12 protein-coding genes and 1 other annotated feature are annotated in these 16,603 nt (G+C 34.8%); all 12 genes read left to right on the plus strand.

Annotated elements, in window-relative coordinates; translation table 11 throughout:
• Positions 1 to 2 precede the first annotated feature (2 nt).
• The 12 genes from ABS911_RS02655 (at position 3) to infC (ending at position 16,591) form a co-directional block, all read left to right on the plus strand.
• Positions 3 to 497: a universal stress protein gene (locus ABS911_RS02655; RefSeq protein ID WP_350466168.1), complete on the plus strand. Its 495-nt coding sequence runs from the start codon at positions 3 to 5 to the stop codon at positions 495 to 497.
• On the plus strand, positions 490 to 1,101 hold the full coding sequence (gene ytpR / locus ABS911_RS02660) for a YtpR family tRNA-binding protein (protein ID WP_350466169.1): 612 nt from the start codon (positions 490 to 492) through the stop codon (positions 1,099 to 1,101). The genes ABS911_RS02655 and ytpR overlap by 8 nt, the downstream gene beginning before the upstream one ends.
• A 192-nt stretch (positions 1,102 to 1,293) precedes the next feature.
• The gene (locus tag ABS911_RS02665; protein WP_350466170.1) at positions 1,294 to 4,221 is read left to right on the plus strand and encodes a DNA translocase FtsK; all 2,928 of its coding nucleotides are present in this window, start codon (positions 1,294 to 1,296) and stop codon (positions 4,219 to 4,221) included.
• Positions 4,222 to 4,668: 447 nt separating this feature from the next.
• Complete coding sequence (gene murC, locus ABS911_RS02670) at positions 4,669 to 6,000, plus strand: UDP-N-acetylmuramate--L-alanine ligase (RefSeq protein ID WP_350466171.1); 1,332 nt, start codon at positions 4,669 to 4,671, stop codon at positions 5,998 to 6,000.
• Positions 6,001 to 6,307: 307 nt separating this feature from the next.
• Complete coding sequence (gene polA / locus ABS911_RS02675) at positions 6,308 to 8,968, plus strand: DNA polymerase I (RefSeq protein WP_350466172.1); 2,661 nt, start codon at positions 6,308 to 6,310, stop codon at positions 8,966 to 8,968.
• Positions 8,969 to 9,038: 70 nt separating this feature from the next.
• Positions 9,039 to 9,875 (plus strand): DNA-formamidopyrimidine glycosylase, encoded by an 837-nt coding sequence (gene mutM / locus ABS911_RS02680; RefSeq protein ID WP_350466173.1) that lies wholly within the window; start codon positions 9,039 to 9,041, stop codon positions 9,873 to 9,875.
• A gap of 18 nt (positions 9,876 to 9,893) precedes the next feature.
• Positions 9,894 to 10,493 (plus strand): dephospho-CoA kinase, encoded by a 600-nt coding sequence (gene coaE / locus ABS911_RS02685; protein WP_350466174.1) that lies wholly within the window; start codon positions 9,894 to 9,896, stop codon positions 10,491 to 10,493.
• A 163-nt stretch (positions 10,494 to 10,656) separates the two neighbouring features.
• Positions 10,657 to 11,124 (plus strand): transcriptional regulator NrdR, encoded by a 468-nt coding sequence (gene nrdR, locus ABS911_RS02690; protein ID WP_350466175.1) that lies wholly within the window; start codon positions 10,657 to 10,659, stop codon positions 11,122 to 11,124.
• Positions 11,125 to 11,137: 13 nt separating this feature from the next.
• Entirely contained in the window at positions 11,138 to 12,598 is a 1,461-nt protein-coding gene (locus ABS911_RS02695; RefSeq protein WP_502880490.1) for a replication initiation and membrane attachment family protein, read from the plus strand.
• Between the two features lie 2 nt (positions 12,599 to 12,600).
• Entirely contained in the window at positions 12,601 to 13,530 is a 930-nt protein-coding gene (gene dnaI, locus ABS911_RS02700; RefSeq protein ID WP_350466187.1) for a primosomal protein DnaI, read from the plus strand.
• A 385-nt stretch (positions 13,531 to 13,915) separates the two neighbouring features.
• The gene (gene thrS, locus ABS911_RS02705) at positions 13,916 to 15,853 is read left to right on the plus strand and encodes a threonine--tRNA ligase (protein ID WP_350466177.1); all 1,938 of its coding nucleotides are present in this window, start codon (positions 13,916 to 13,918) and stop codon (positions 15,851 to 15,853) included.
• Between the two features lie 45 nt (positions 15,854 to 15,898).
• Positions 15,899 to 16,041 (plus strand) — a sequence feature (ribosomal protein L20 leader region).
• 28 nt (positions 16,042 to 16,069) lie between these two features.
• The gene (gene infC / locus ABS911_RS02710; RefSeq protein WP_023177293.1) at positions 16,070 to 16,591 is read left to right on the plus strand and encodes a translation initiation factor IF-3; all 522 of its coding nucleotides are present in this window, start codon (positions 16,070 to 16,072) and stop codon (positions 16,589 to 16,591) included.
• The last annotated feature ends 12 nt before the right edge of the window (positions 16,592 to 16,603 follow it).

Here is a 16,603-nt window from a genome sequence, read left to right on the forward strand (position 1 = left end):
TTATGTTAGATACACAACAATACCAACGTATACTGATTGCAGTAGATGGAAGTGAATCTTCAGAGAACGCACTTACAAAGGCTATTAAAATAGCGGAAAGAAACGACAGTGAATTAATTATTGCTCACGTTTTTGATGTAAACTCTTATGCTTTAGGAATGATAGATACTGCGGGTATAACTGCTATAGACGCAATCGGAATTGATACGGACAAGGAAATAATGGAAAATCTTTTAAATGAGTATAAACAAAGAGCTACTAAACATAAACTGAAAAACATTGAAACAATCATGGTACAAGGTACTCCAAAAATAGAATTAACTCAAGGTATACCAAATGATTACCATGTAGATTTAATTGTGGTCGGTCAAACGGGTATGAATGTTGTTGAAAGATGGATGATGGGTAGCGTAAGTGAACATATTATTCGCCATGCTCCTTGCGATGTTCTAGTTGTACGAAATAAAAAACAAGATGAGGAAGTTAATAATGATTAGTATTTATAATAAAGCAGGTATTGGTGACACTCTTATTGTGATGTTAGACAATAGTGAACCAAAAGAACAAAATTTTGAAAAAAATCAAGATGTCGTTCGAATTTTTAAAGAAGAAACCAATCAAACAGTTGGGTATAATTTTTTCAATAGTTCTAATTTAGTTGCTGTTCAGGGAACGGGGCAAGTATTTTTGACTAAGGAACACATAAACAGTTTAAATGAAGCCATTGCTTTGGCTGGATTTTCCGATACTTTGGAGTCAGATGAATCTCCGAAATTTGTAATCGGAGAAGTAAAAGAATGTGTCGCTCATCCTGATTCGGATCATTTATCTATTACGCAAACTGAGGTAGACAATGGAGAAATACTTCAAATAGTTTGTGGGGCATCTAATATAGCTCAAGGTCAAAAAGTTGTGGTTGCTAAAGTAGGTGCTTTGATGCCTAACGGAATGGCTATATGGGATGGAGAGTTAAGAGGAGAACCAAGTCACGGTATGGTTTGTTCAGCTCGAGAGTTAAACTTAACAGGTGTTCCAGAACAAAAAGGTATTTTAGTTTTGCCAGATTCTGCCGTAACAGGTGAACAATTTCAATTGAATTAATTTAAAAAAAAGACTCAAAAGCCCATTTTCAAAAAATAAGAAATGTATTTTTTGAAAGTGGGCTTTTTGTAAAGTCTTTTTTTTGTGTCTGTTTTGAAAAGATATCGTGTGTTTCTTAAAGAAAGCACCTATAATCGCGCTATTTTTTATGGTAAACTAAGATTCGTAGTAAGGTAGGAAAGGAGGGTCATCATGCCCAAATATGATGGACCTAGTTATGAAAAAAATCAAGATCGCCAAAAAAAATTCAAATTTCCTTTCTATCGTGATGCTGAAAATGCAACGAATAAGGAAGAATCGATTAAAACTTCCCGATTAAAAAATAAGGATAGTCAACCAACTAAACAAGTAAAAAAAAGTGAAGAAAAAAATTCTAGGATTGACTTTACAACGTTTCAAAAAGACAATATTTCTGTTAGAAATTACCTCTCAACCATTGGGAAAGAGGAACAACAGAAACAACTTGAATTGAAAAAACAAAAAAAACAAATTGAGAAAAGAATTAAACAAACGACTTATTCAAAAGAATCGTTAAAACATGCAGCTACACCTTTTCAAGAAGGAAGAAGTTCAACTCCTTTTAAAGTTCAAAAGATTCCTTCACCTTATTATGGCTTTCAAAAGAGATCTAATAAGAAAAGTGAAGAAACAGATTACACAACGATTCTTTTAGAATTAGAAAAGAAATCAGAAGATTTCTTGCTATTTGAAGAGCATTTATTAAATGAATCAAACCAGTCTTTTGTACATACAGAAGAGGAACAAGAAGCAGAAGTACTATCAGAAGTAGAAACAATACAAGAAGCAGAAGTGTTACCTGAAGTAGAATCACTTCAAGAAGTAGAAACGATACAAGAAGCAGAAGTGTTACCTGAAGTAGAATCACTTCAAGAGGTAGAAACAATACAAGAAGCAGAAGTGTTACCTGAAGTGGAATCACTTCAAAAAGTAGAAACGATACAAGAAGCAGAAGTATTACCTGAAGTGGAATCACTTCAAGAAGTAGAAACGATACAAGAAGTAGAAGTATCACCAGAAGTAGAAGCGGTACAAGAAATAGTAGTACTACCAGAAGTGGAAACTGTACAAGAGGTAGAAGTATTACCAGAAGCAAAAGCGATACAAGAAGTAGAGGTGATTCAAGCACCAGTAGAAGAAATATCTGAGGAAATTACAGAAGTTGCTACTAGTAATTCTGAATCAATAGTTGTTGAGGACTCGTTAAATTCTGCAAAGAAAAAGCGTGGATTATCTCGTTCTTTAGCCGGTATGATCGAAGAAGAGCAAAATATCCGTCTTAATCGTGGGAAAAATGTAGCAAGATATTTTGGTGAAGGGAAAGCCACACCAAAAAAAGCAAAACATTCTATTAAGTCAACCCGGGTTTCTGGCAAGCCTAAAATTCAAAGTTCGGAAGAAATTGAAAATATGGAACTTATGGCAGCCCTAAGTCGAATGAATTATTTAGATAAGCAAGCATTTCCAACTAATGATTTAAAGCAATCTGAAAAACTAGAGCAAACTGAAGAAATCATAGAAACACAACCAGAAACACAACTGAATACAACTCTTACTGAATCTATTGAAGAAACTCATTCTATCATCAGCTTAGAAGAATCAAACCGTGATGAATTAGAAGATACTATGGATATGAGCAGTGAAATTATCACTCCATTAATGGAGATGACTGAAGAAATATACGATGAAAATTATATGTTCCCATCAGTAGATCTATTGCTTCGACCTGTAAAACTTGAACCAAATGCAATTGACGATTGGGTTTTAGAACAAGCTGAAATATTAAATGAGACCTTAGATGCGTTTAATATTCATGCTCAAGTAATCGGTTGGACAATTGGTCCAGCAGTCACACAATTCGAGCTTCAATTAGGTCGTGGCGTGAAAGTTAACAAAATTACGAACCTATCTGATGATTTAAAACTTTCGCTAGCGGCAAAGGATATTCGTATAGAAGCTCCAATTCCTGGGAAAAGTTCAGTAGGGATTGAAATTCCAAATAAAAAATCTAGACCTGTGATGCTATCAGAAGTGATGGAAAGTAAAGAGTTTAAAGAAAGTCATTCTCCTTTAACGGTTGCAATTGGGGTTAATATAGCAGGAGAAGCAGTTGTTTCGACTATCGATAAAATGCCTCATGGTTTGATTGCGGGAGCAACAGGTTCAGGAAAAAGTGTCTTTATTAATTCGCTTTTAGTGAGTCTATTGTATAAAGCTACACCAAGTGAAGTTAGGTTGATTTTAATTGATCCAAAAGCAGTTGAGTTGGCTCCTTATAATGAAATTCCCCATTTACTTTCTCCTGTTATTTCTGAACCTAAAGCAGCAAGTGAAGCTTTAAAATGGGCAGTAAACGAAATGGAAGAACGTTACCAAAAACTAGCAGCTGCAGGAGTTCGAAATATCCAACGCTTTAATGAAAAAGCAGAGGAACATAATGATTTCGGATTGAAAATGCCTTATATTGTAATCGTCATCGATGAATTAGCCGATTTAATGATGGTTGCCAGTAGCGATGTACAAGACTCTATTGCAAGAATTACGCAAAAAGCTAGAGCAGCAGGTATCCATTTAATTGTGGCTACACAACGTCCAAGTGTAGATGTTATTACGGGAACAATAAAAAATAATATTCCAACTAGAGTAGCCTTTATGGTATCTAGTCAGGTAGACTCGCGGACAATTTTAGATACAGGTGGAGCTGAAAAACTTCTTGGTAGAGGGGATATGCTGTTCCAAGAAAATGGTTCAGGTCGTCCAATACGTGTTCAAGGAACGTATGTTGAAAAAGAAATAGAACGAATCGTCAGACATGTAAAAGATCAACGACCTGCAAGGTATCTTTTTGAGCCAGAATCATTGATGGCTAAATTAGAATCAGTTGAAGGAAAAGACGAATTATTTGAAGATGTTCTTCCGTTTATTGTTTCTGAGGGTCAAATATCAGCGTCAGCACTTCAACGGAAATTTAAAATAGGGTTTAATCGAGCAGCTAATCTGATTGAATCATTAGAAAATGAAAATTTTATATCAGGAAATAAAGGATCTAAACCACGCGAAGTATTTTTGACTAAAGCTGATTATGAAGAAAAATTTTTATAAACAGTTTTACTGAAAAGTGAAAAATGTGTTCCTCATAAGTCGACCTCCAAAATGCTGATTGTTGGAGGTCGTTTTGTGTCTTGTTTACTATATTTAATTAGAAAAAACATGTCATTTACAAAAATATTATTAAAAAAGTATGTCAATTGTATAATTGAATCCGTTCACAATATTTCATTCTGCTAAGAGTCAGAGGAAAACGAGTTTTTAAGTGTGCTATTAAATTAATTCATGGTATACTAATTTCGTTGTAATTTTGTCTTTTTTTACTAACGCTAAACGAACCATCTTATTTTAACAATAAATACAAAGATGGTTTTTTTTAACGCATCGTTCTATAATAATTTTAAAGAACGTACTGGAACACGATACATTAAATAGTCTCTCTCAAACACAACTATTCAAAAGGCATAAGGCTGAATTTACGAATATGGAGGAAATAAAGTAATGAAAAAAGAAACAATTTATCATTTCGTTGGTATTAAAGGTTCTGGTATGAGTGCTCTAGCTTTAATTTTGCACGATAAAGGATTTAAAGTTCAAGGATCGGATATCGAAAAGTATTTCTTTACACAAAAAAACATAGAAGAAGCTAAAATTCCAATGTTAAACTTTAACAAAGAAAATATTCATCAAGGATTAACCGTTATTGCGGGGAATGCTTTTCCGGATACTCATGAGGAAATAGTTGCAGCTAATGAATTAGGCCTAACCGTTATTCGCTACCATGATTTCTTGGCGCAATTTATTGGTCAATTCACTAGTGTTGCAGTTACAGGGTCACATGGAAAAACAAGTACAACAGGATTATTAGCACATGTGTTAAGTCCGCTTAAAAACACAAGTTACTTAATAGGAGATGGAACCGGACATGGTGTACCGGATGCAGACTTCTTTATTTTAGAAGCATGTGAATACCGTCGTCATTTTTTAGCTTATCAACCTGATTATGCAATTATGACAAATATTGATTTTGATCATCCTGACTATTATAGCAGTCTTAGTGACGTTTTTGATGCTTTCCAATCAATGGCAGTTCAAGTAAAGAAAGCTATTGTGGCTTGTGGAGATGACGAACAATTACAAAAACTCCAAGCTAATGTACCAATCCTGTATTATGGTTTTGAAGATCATAATGATTTTCAAGCTAAAAATATGACTCGTTCAACTACAGGTTCTACATTTGATGTTTATGTAAGAGATGAATTTTATGGACATTTTGAAATTCCAACGTTTGGTAAACACAATATTCTTAATGCACTTAGTGTGATCGCTATTTGCCAATATGAAAATATTGATAAAGAAGGCGTAATGGAAAACTTAAAAACATTTAAAGGCGTTAAACGTAGATTTAGCGAAAAACAAATGTTGGACATGGTAATCATTGATGATTATGCGCATCACCCATCTGAAATCCGTGCAACGATTGACGCCGCTCGTCAAAAATATCCAGATAAAGAAATTATTGCTATTTTTCAACCACATACCTTTACTCGGACAGTTGCATTGCTGAGTGATTTTGCAGAATCGTTGAATTTAGCTGACTCTATTTATCTATGTGATATCTTTGGATCAGTACGTGAGAATCAAGGAGACATTACGATACAAGATTTAGTTAACAAGATCGATAATGGAGCGTCAATATTAAGTGAAGAAAATATGTCACCATTGTTAGACCATCATGATGCAGTTGCTATTTTTATGGGAGCTGGAGATGTTCAAAAATTTGAATTAGCATACGAAACATTGCTAAGTCATTCGGCATTAACAAAAGAATAGAAAAAAGACCAAAAGCTATGAGATTAACCATAGCTTTTGGTCTTTTTTCAAAACTTGATTTTACCTATTCGTTATCTAAATTCGTTGTTATCCAATATAGAAAAAATGTCTCATTTTAATTAACGGACCATCCTAAGATTACTAAACTTAATTCAGTAATTACAACACTAGAGAAATCATGAAAAGTGTAATCAAGTTCGCTATCCTTCTGTTTTTTTGTTAAAATAGTAACGATAAGTAAGGCTTTCAAAAGAAATTATTAGATGACTAAATTTATTAAAACAGTAGCAGCTAAAGGAGTTTTATGATGAATGAGAAAAAGAAATTAGTATTGATTGATGGAAATAGTGTTGCATATAGAGCTTTTTTTGCATTACATTCTCAATTAGAAAGAATGAAAAATAAGAACGGTTTACACACGAATGCATTATATGGTTTTCATAATATGATTGATAGTGTATTAACAAAAGAAAAGCCAACACATGTTTTGGTTGCTTTTGATGCTGGGAATACAACCTTTCGCCATAGTTTCTTTGATGAGTATAAAGCCGGTCGGTCAAAGACACCAAGAGAATTCTCAGAACAAATGCCTTATCTAAGAGAGTTGTTGGATGGATTTGGAATTAGACATTATGAATTAGAAAACTTCGAGGCAGATGATATTATTGGAACTTTGGCAACACAAGTTGATCCAACAATATATGATGTAGTGGTTATTTCTGGTGATCGAGATTTAACACAATTGGCAAAAGAGAATGTTCGAGTGGACATTACAGTAAAAGGTGTTAGTGAGTTAAAAGGGTACACAACTGAATCAATTTATGAAGAGATGGGTATTAGCCCGCTTCAAATCATTGATATGAAGGGTTTAGCAGGGGATGCATCAGATAATATACCAGGTGTAACAAAGATTGGCGAAAAGACAGCTCTTAAGTTATTGAAAGAGTATGGATCAGTAGAAGGAATTTATGAAAATATTGATTTATTAAAGAAAAGTAAAATGAAAGAAAACCTGATAAATGAAAAGGAAACAGCCCTACTAAGTAAACGACTTGCGACTATTGATACCGACTCTCCTATAAAAGTTGGCGTTGAAGAATTGAGTTTCAATGGGCCGAACATGGAAAAACTTATTTCTTTTTATAAAGAAATGGATTTTAATTCTCATTTAAGTAAACTTGATACTGCGGAATATGATGCAGAACAAAATAGTCAAAAAGAAGCTATTTCATATACGATCGTTACGGAAATTACAAAGAATATGTTTAACGATAATATGGCTCTTTATGTAGAAATGTTAGGTGACAACTATCATACTTCTCCTATTTTTTGTATTGGATGGGGAGATGACGAACATATATATGTTGCGGAACCAAAAGTTGTTTTTGCATCAGATGATTTTAAAAACTGGGCAAAAGATAATGGAGCTCAAAAGCAAGTATTTGATGCTAAAAGGACTTATGTTGCGTTAAAGAGACAAAATGTGGATATCACATCAATAGACTTCGATATCTTGTTGGCTTCTTATTTGCTAAATACTAAAGACAATAGTAAAGATTTATCTGAAGTGGCTACAGAACATGATTATTATGAGGTTTCCTCAGATGAAAGTGTTTATGGAAAAGGGGCAAAAATCGCCATTCCAGAAGATAATACTGTGACATACGATCATATTGCAAGAAAGATAAAAGCGATTCGTATCTTAAGTAAACAATTAGGAGAAAACTTAGAAAAAAATGAGCAAACCAAGTTGTTTAATGAAATGGAATTGCCTTTATCCATCGTTTTAGCTGAAATGGAACTCACTGGGGTAAAAGTAAATGATAAACGATTAGTGGAAATGAAAGAAGAATTTGCCATTCGTCTAACAGATATTGAACAACGGGTATATGAATTAGCTGGTGAAAAATTCAATTTAAACTCACCAAAACAATTAGGCGTTATTTTATTTGAGAAGATGGGTTACCCTGTGATTAAAAAGACTAAAACAGGTTATTCTACTGCAGTGGATGTTTTAGAGCAATTAAGAGAGCAAGCTCCGATTGTTGAGCATATTCTAGATTATCGTCAAATTGCTAAAATACAATCCACTTATATAGAAGGTTTATTGAAAGTAATCGATAAAAAAACCGGAAAAATTCATACACGCTACATGCAGACGATTGCTCAAACGGGACGTTTAAGTTCAGTTGATCCTAACTTACAAAATATTCCGATTCGATTAGAAGAAGGCCGAAAGATTAGACAAGCCTTTGTTCCTAGTCATGAAGGTTGGGAAATATTTGCATCTGATTACTCGCAAATCGAATTGCGTGTATTGGGTCATGTTTCAGACGATAAATTATTAAAGGAAGCTTTTATTGAAGGGCAAGACATCCATTCAAGTACGGCTATGCGCGTATTTGGTATTGAATCACCAGAAGAAGTTTCCTCTGAGATGCGTCGTAGAGCTAAGGCCGTTAATTTTGGGATTGTTTACGGCATAAGCGATTATGGCTTATCGCAAAATTTAGGAATTAGTCGAAAAGAAGCACAGCAATTTATTGATACGTATTTTGAAAAATATCCTGGCGTAAAAAAATATATGGAAGATATCGTGAGAGAGGCAAAAGATAAAGGGTTTGTTGAAACGCTCTTCCAACGTCGTCGTTATTTACCAGAGATCAATTCTCGAAATTTCAATTTGCGCTCATTTGCTGAAAGAACAGCTATCAACACACCTATCCAAGGTAGTGCAGCAGATATTATAAAAATTGCTATGATTAAAATGGACGAAAAATTAAAAGAATCAACTATGCAAGCAACTATGCTGTTACAAGTACATGATGAACTGATTTTTGAAGCGCCTAAAGAAGAAATTGAACAATTAAGAGCATTAGTTGTTGAAGTTATGGAAGGTGCAGTAGAGTTATCTGTTCCATTAAAAGTCGACAGCAATAGTGGAAAAAGCTGGTATGAAGCTAAATAATAAAGAACGTGTTTCTGCTATGGTTATTAATAGCAGAAACACTTATTTTATCTAGAAAGGAAGAAATACGTTGCCAGAATTACCTGAAGTTGAAACAGTTAGAAAAGGTTTAGAAAAACTTGTACTAAAAGAAACGATAGAATCCGTTGATGTATACTGGGATCGTATCATTTCAGGACCCATTGAAACTACTGAGTTTAAGCGCATTTTAATGGGTGAAAAAATTGTGGAATTTGATAGACGAGGCAAATACATTATCATTCGTTTTAAACATTGGGCATTAGTCTCGCATTTGCGCATGGAGGGGAAGTATGAAGTAGAAGAATCATCAGCACCTCTAAAAAAACATACGCATGTGGTTTTTCATTTAACGGATGGGAGAGACCTACGTTATTTGGATGTGCGTAAATTTGGAAGAATGACCCTTGTGCCGATAGGAGAAGAATTCACTGCAACAGGGATAAGATTATTGGGCCCAGAGCCTACGGTAGAAACCTTTGATGAAGCAACTTTTTATAAGACCTTGCAAACAAAAAAAAGAGCGATTAAACCTCTTTTATTAGATCAAAAGATAGTAGCAGGTCTAGGGAATATCTATGTAGATGAAGCACTATTTTTAGCCAAAATCCATCCCTTAAGAACGGCGAATAGTTTACAAAAAACTGAAGTTTCTCAATTACATGAAGCAATCATAAAAGTACTTGGGGACGCAGTTGAAGCGGGGGGAACGACCATTCGTACGTATCAAAATGCGTTAGGAGAAGCTGGCTCCTTTCAGGTGAAATTGTCTGTCTATGGCAAAAAAGGGCTACCATGCGTTCGTTGTGGTACACCAATCGAAAAGATTAAAGTTGCACAAAGAGGGACTCATTTTTGTCCTAATTGTCAGCGATTAATAATTGATTAATAAAAAAGAGGCGATAGAATGACTGTGATCTTAGGATTAACCGGAAGTATTGCTACAGGGAAATCAACTGTTAGCAATATTTTTAAAGAGCAAGGCTTTCCTGTGGTGGATGCAGATCTTGGAGCAAGAGAAGTCGTTAAACCAGGAACAGAAGGATTAAGTGAAATAAAAAAACAATTTGGCGATAGGGTTATTTTGGCTGACGGTACGTTGAACCGAGCTGCATTAGGGAAGATTGTATTTAAAGATGAAAAACAAAGAGAGAAGCTAAACACGATCTTATCTAAACGCATCTATCAATGGATGATGGATCAAAAAAAAGAGTGTTTGAAACGAGACCCTGCGATTCTTGTTTTGGACATCCCGCTTTTATTCGAGGCGGGTTATGAAAAAGAAGTGGATCAAGTGATGGTAGTATCTACGTCCAAAGAAATTCAAATCGATCGATTGATGAAGAGGGATAAGATAGGAAAAGAAGAGGCAATTCAAAAAATCAACTCTCAACTTCCAATTTCAGAAAAAATTGTTCTTGGAGATAGCGTTATTGACAATAGCGGGTCAACTGAAAATACGAAACAGCAAGTTATAAATTGGATAGACAAAATAACAGCCAAATAAGAGATGTAAGAACAAGTATTTTCGCTTGTTCTTTTTTTATAGATCAAATTTGCGCCTTATTTAACCGGTTTTATCTCTAGTTCTTGTGTGGTATAATAGAGTAAATAATTGCGTACAAATAGAGTGTTGCTAAGAATAACACTTAAAGATAGGAATGATAAACATGCAATGTCCACGCTGTCAAAATAATGGTTCTAAAGTTGTCGATAGTCGTCCAGCAGATGATGGGCGTGCTATTCGCAGACGGAGAGAATGTGAAGCCTGCAATTTCCGCTTTACTACATTTGAACGAGTAGAAAAAACACCACTTTTAGTTATTAAAAAGAATGGAACCAGAGAAGAATTTAATCGCGAAAAAATTCTAAGAGGATTGATTCGTTCGTGTGAAAAAAGACCTGTAGCAATGGAGCAAGTTGAAAAAATAGTTGATGAGGTAGAGAATCAAATCAGAGGGTTAGGCGAAAATGAAATTGCTTCTGCTATTATTGGAGAATACATTATGGAAAAATTAGCTGATGTAGATGAGGTAGCATATATACGTTTTGCTAGTGTTTATCGCCAATTTAAAGATATGAATGTCTTTTTAAAAGAATTACAGGAATTTGAAAGAAAAAAAACTGAAAAAAATTAATTGAAATAGAAAGGTGGGAGTCGTTTTGGGATATCCATGGAAAAACTTAAGTCCCAAGGATGGTTTTTTAGTGAAACAACAGGCATTGCTTTCGGATATCGATCAAAAAATTCTCACTTTTTTGTATCAACCTTTAGTAGGAAATGCTGCATACAGTCTTTATATGACTTTGTGGACAGAGATAGAAGAAGAGAATTACTGGAGTGAAGGAATCTTGCACTCTGAATTGCTAGCTTTGTTAAATATTGGTATCCCTGAGTTATATCAAGCTAGAATTAAGCTTGAAGCAATAGGGCTGATTAAGACGTACCTTCAAACAAATCCGACAAAGTTGATTATCTATGAATTACAGGCTCCTCAAACGAGTGACGTTTTTTTTAAGGATGATTTATTGAGTTTGTTGCTATTAGAAAAAGTTGGAGAACGAAAATTCAAAAAATTGAGAAATCGCTTTGTTGTAGAAACCATAGATAAGAATAAATTTCAAGAGATCACAAAGTCTTTTTTGGATGTTTTTCAGTTTGATGCTGAATTACTAAAAAGAGAAAAAGACTTACTCAAACAACCGGTTTCTTATATTGGCAATACAAGTTCTACAAGACCAAAAGTTGATCCTAAAACATTTGATTTGAAATTCTTTTATACAGGGTTAAATCACCAATACGTCAACCGTTCTTCGATTACAAAAGAAATTGAAGAGACAATACTGGTATTGCATACGCTATACGGTTTAGATGAGTTAGCTATGCAACAATTCGTATTAAATGCTTCGGATATAGAAACGGGTAAAATTGACGAAAAAAGATTGAAAAAGTTGGCGTATGATGATTACCACAATAAAAACCAACAAAATATCTCGTTAAAAGACGTTGTAGAAAAAGATATAGAAGTAGATTCCAACCAACAAAAAATGCGCGAAACAGAACTAACTAAAAGAGGGTTAACCAAAGAAGACATTGCCGTTATTGAAGTGAGTGAGCAAATAAGTCCGGTTGATTTTATGAATTCTATTAAAGATCAAAAAGGCGGGTTTGTCACAAAGCCAGAAGAATGGACACTAGAAGAGATTGTCAAAAAAGCTAACTTGCCAACGGCCGTTATCAATATTTTGATTCATTATATTCTAGTTGTAAAGAATAACCCAACATTGGATCAAAAACTAGCCTATAAAATCGCGAATGATTGGGCGCAAGAGAAAGTCGTTGCACCTGAAGAAGCGATTCAAAAGGTGAAAAAAATGTATTCTGAAAATGCTGAAAAACGACAACAACAAGAAAATCGTAGTAAATCATATACGCAAAACAGAGGCAAAGTAAATTATGGCAATCAAACAACGATAAGAAAAGAAACACTTCCCGATTGGGCTAAAGAAGGAAATAAACAATCAGAAGAAAAGCCGATGAGTGAAGAAGAACAAAAAGCATTTATGGAAAGATTGAAAAGAATTCAAAATTTCGGCAAAGAAGGTGAATAATGATGGAAGATATTGGTGAAAGCCTAACGCGAATGATCAAAGAGCGTAATTTGAATCATAAATATGAGGAATTGATCCAAGAAGTATTAGATGATCCAGATGTTATGCAATTTATTGAAGACAATCGCCAAAAATTGGACGATGAAGCGATTGTCAAAAGTTATGCTAAGCTGTATGAATATGTACAAGAAAAAAAGAAATTTCATTTAAACAAAGGTATGATGGCACCAGGTTACCATCCTAAATTGATTTTAAACTACCATTACATCGATGTAACGTATGTGCCTTCTGCTGAGTTGATCGCTAGGCAAAAAGAATTGGAAATCAAAAATCGTATTTATTCTATGGATATGCCTAAAGATGTTCGAAATGCAAAACTAGCTGATTTTGAATTGACGGATGAACGCAGGTTTGCGATTTCAGAGGTGTACGACTTTATCGATGCTTATATGACGAATCCTAGAGGCTACCATAAAGGCTTGTATTTCCAAGGATCCTTTGGTGTAGGGAAAACATATCTCTTAGGTGCGTTAGCACACGAATTAGCTAAAAACGGGTTTCCTTCTACGCTTATGCACTTTCCGTCATTTGCTGTGGAAATGAAACAGTCTATTGGCAAGAATAATACCGGGGAAAAGTTAGAGTTTGTAAAAAAAGCACCAATACTTATGTTAGATGATATTGGTGCGGATTCTATGTCTAGTTGGATAAGGGATGATGTATTAGGAGTCATTTTACAGTATCGTATGCAAGAACAACTGCCTACTTTTTTCTCTTCTAATTTTGATATGAAACAACTTGAAGAGGAACACTTAAGAGTAACGCAAAGAGGCGAAGATGAACCATTAAAAGCAAAAAGAATAATGGAAAGAGTTCGTTATCTAGCCAAAGAAGTAAAAATGTTAGGTTCTAATCGGCGCCATCTCCAATAAAGAAATAAAAAATACACATCCTCTCCTTGAAATTAGAATCAAAAAGTGCTTTAATAATAGTTATAAAAGAAATCATTGAGAAAGACACCAAAACTTGGTTGCGATTTTTTTAGAGAAGAAAACATCTGCTGAAAGTTTTCTAATTTCGTTCTTGTTTTGACCCCTTTCGAGTGCCACTGTGAACCGTTTGTCGAATTAGCAGTTGGTCGTTTAGCTAGCGTTAACAGCTTAGAGTGGATTTAGTGTATTTGCTAAATTCTGAATCTGGGTGGAACCACGTAATGAACGTCCCTTTTATGGTATTTTATATACTATAAAAGGGGCTTTTTTGTTTTCTAGCTGAACAAAGATGGTATTTTTAAATTAGAATATGGAGGAATAAACTATGTCAGAAATTAAAATTACGTTTCCAGATGGAGCAGTAAAGATATTTCCAGCGGGTTCATCTACAAAAGATATTGCTGAAAGTATCAGCAAAGGTTTAGCTAAAAAAGCGTTAGCCGGCAAAATTAACGGAGAATTAGTGGATCTAGTACGCCCAATCGAAGTAGATGGTCAGATTGAAATCATCACACCTGATCATGAGGATGCTTTGCAAATTTTGCGTCATTCAACTGCTCACTTAATGGCTAATGCTTTACGCCGTTTATACCCAGATATAAAATTTGGAGTGGGCCCTGCCATTTCAACTGGGTTTTACTATGATACAGATTCTGAAGCACCAATAACAGATGAGGATATTCCTAAAATTGAAGCTGAAATGATGGCAATTGTAAAAGAAAATAATCCCATTGTTCGCAAAGAAGTTACTCGCGAAGAAGCGTTAGATATCTTCAAAGATGATCCTTACAAAGTAGAGTTGATTACAGCTTTACCTGAATCAGAAAAAATCACAGTGTATGACCAAGGTGATTTTGTGGATTTATGTCGTGGTGTCCATGTGCCGTCTACAGGTCGCATTCAAGTATTTAAACTGTTATCTCTTGCAGGTGCCTACTGGAGAGGAAACTCGGACAATAAAATGATGCAACGGATTTACGGAACAGCGTTCTTTGATAAAAAAGACTTGAAAGAGTTTATAAAAATGCGTGAAGAAGCTAAATTACGTGATCATCGTAAATTAGGAAAAGAATTAGACTTATTCATGATTTCTCCTGAAGTTGGATCTGGATTGCCGTTCTGGTTGCCAAAAGGCGCTACGATTCGTCGTACAATTGAACGTTATATCGTTGACCGTGAAATCAGTTTAGGTTACCAACATGTCTACACACCTATTATGGCTGATGTAAACTTATATAAGACTTCTGGTCACTGGGATCATTATCATGAAGATATGTTCCCGCCTATGGATATGGGTGATGGCGAAATGCTTGTATTGCGCCCAATGAACTGCCCACATCATATGATGGTATACAAAAATGACGTGCATAGCTACCGTGAGTTGCCGATTCGGATTGCTGAATTAGGACAAATGCATCGCTATGAAAAAAGTGGAGCATTATCTGGGTTGCAAAGAGTACGTGAAATGACTCTGAATGATGGACATACATTTGTACGCCCAGATCAAATTGAAGAAGAATTTAAACGTACGCTGGAATTAATGTTAGCTGTCTATGGTGATTTTAATATTACTGATTATCGTTTCCGTCTAAGTTACCGCGACCCTAATAATACAGAAAAATACTATGACGATGATGCTATGTGGGAAAAAGCTCAAACAATGCTAAAAGCGGCTATGGATGACATGGAATTAGAATACTTTGAAGCAGAAGGAGAAGCAGCTTTTTATGGTCCTAAACTAGATGTGTTAGTAAAAACAGCTATCGGAATTGAAGAGACACTTTCAACGATCCAACTAGACTTTTTACTTCCAGAACGTTTTGACCTGACATACGTAGGTGAAGATGGCGAAAATAATCACCGTCCTGTAGTTATTCACCGTGGTATTGTTTCTACAATGGAACGGTTTGTAGCTTACTTGATTGAAGAATACAAAGGTGCTTTTCCTACTTGGTTAGCGCCAGTTCAAGCTACTATTATTCCAGTTAATTTAGATATGCATACAGATTATGCCTATGAAATTAAAAAACAAATGGAAAGTATTGGTATGCGTGTAGAAGTTGATGAACGCAACGAAAAAATGGGTTATAAAATACGCGCTTCTCAAACACAAAAAATACCGTATCAATTAGTAGTTGGAGACAGTGAAGTACAAGAACACGCAGTTGCAGTCCGTAAATATGGCGAAAAAAATACTGAAACATTTAACTTAAGTGAGTATTTAGAAGCCGTTTTAAAAGAAATTAAAAATTTCAGCAAATAATTTATTGACAGATCCTGTTCAGTAGTGTATGATTAATGAGTTGAGAAAATCAAGCAGAAGCACCCGCTTCTCGCCTAAGTTGACGAAAGTGTCTCTGGGCTAGATATAAACGATGATAACTTGCATTCGGTGTGAGTTAGAAATTATTTATAGGCGGGTTCATAATGAACTCGTCTATTTTTCTGCTGTTCTTTCTCTCAAATCTAATGGAGGTGTATGACCATAGCAAAAGATATGATGGTAAATGACGGCATTCGTGCACGTGAATTACGCGTTATTGGTAGTAACAGCGAACAACTTGGTGTAATTACAAAAAGTGAAGCGTTAAAACTTGCAGAAGAAGCAAACTTAGACTTAGTACTAGTAGCTCCAAAAGCAAAACCGCCTGTAGCACGTATTATGGACCACGGGAAATTCCGCTTTGAGCAACAGAAAAAAGAACGCGAAGCCCGTAAAAATCAAAAAGTCATCAACGTCAAAGAAGTAAGATTAAGTCCTACTATTGATTTGAATGATTTCAATACTAAATTACGTAATGCACGTAAGTTCCTTGAAAAAGGAGATAAAGTTAAGGCTTCAATCCGATTTAAAGGTCGTGCCATTACTCATAAAGGTATTGGTAAAGAAGTGTTAGATCGTTTAGCAAAAGAAACAGCTGACATAGCTAGTATCGAATCAGCTGCAAAAATGGATGGTCGAAGCATGTTCTTAATTTTAGCACCAAAGAATGAAAAGTAAGAGTATTTTGAG

The sequence above is a fragment of the Carnobacterium sp. genome (assembly GCF_040274425.1).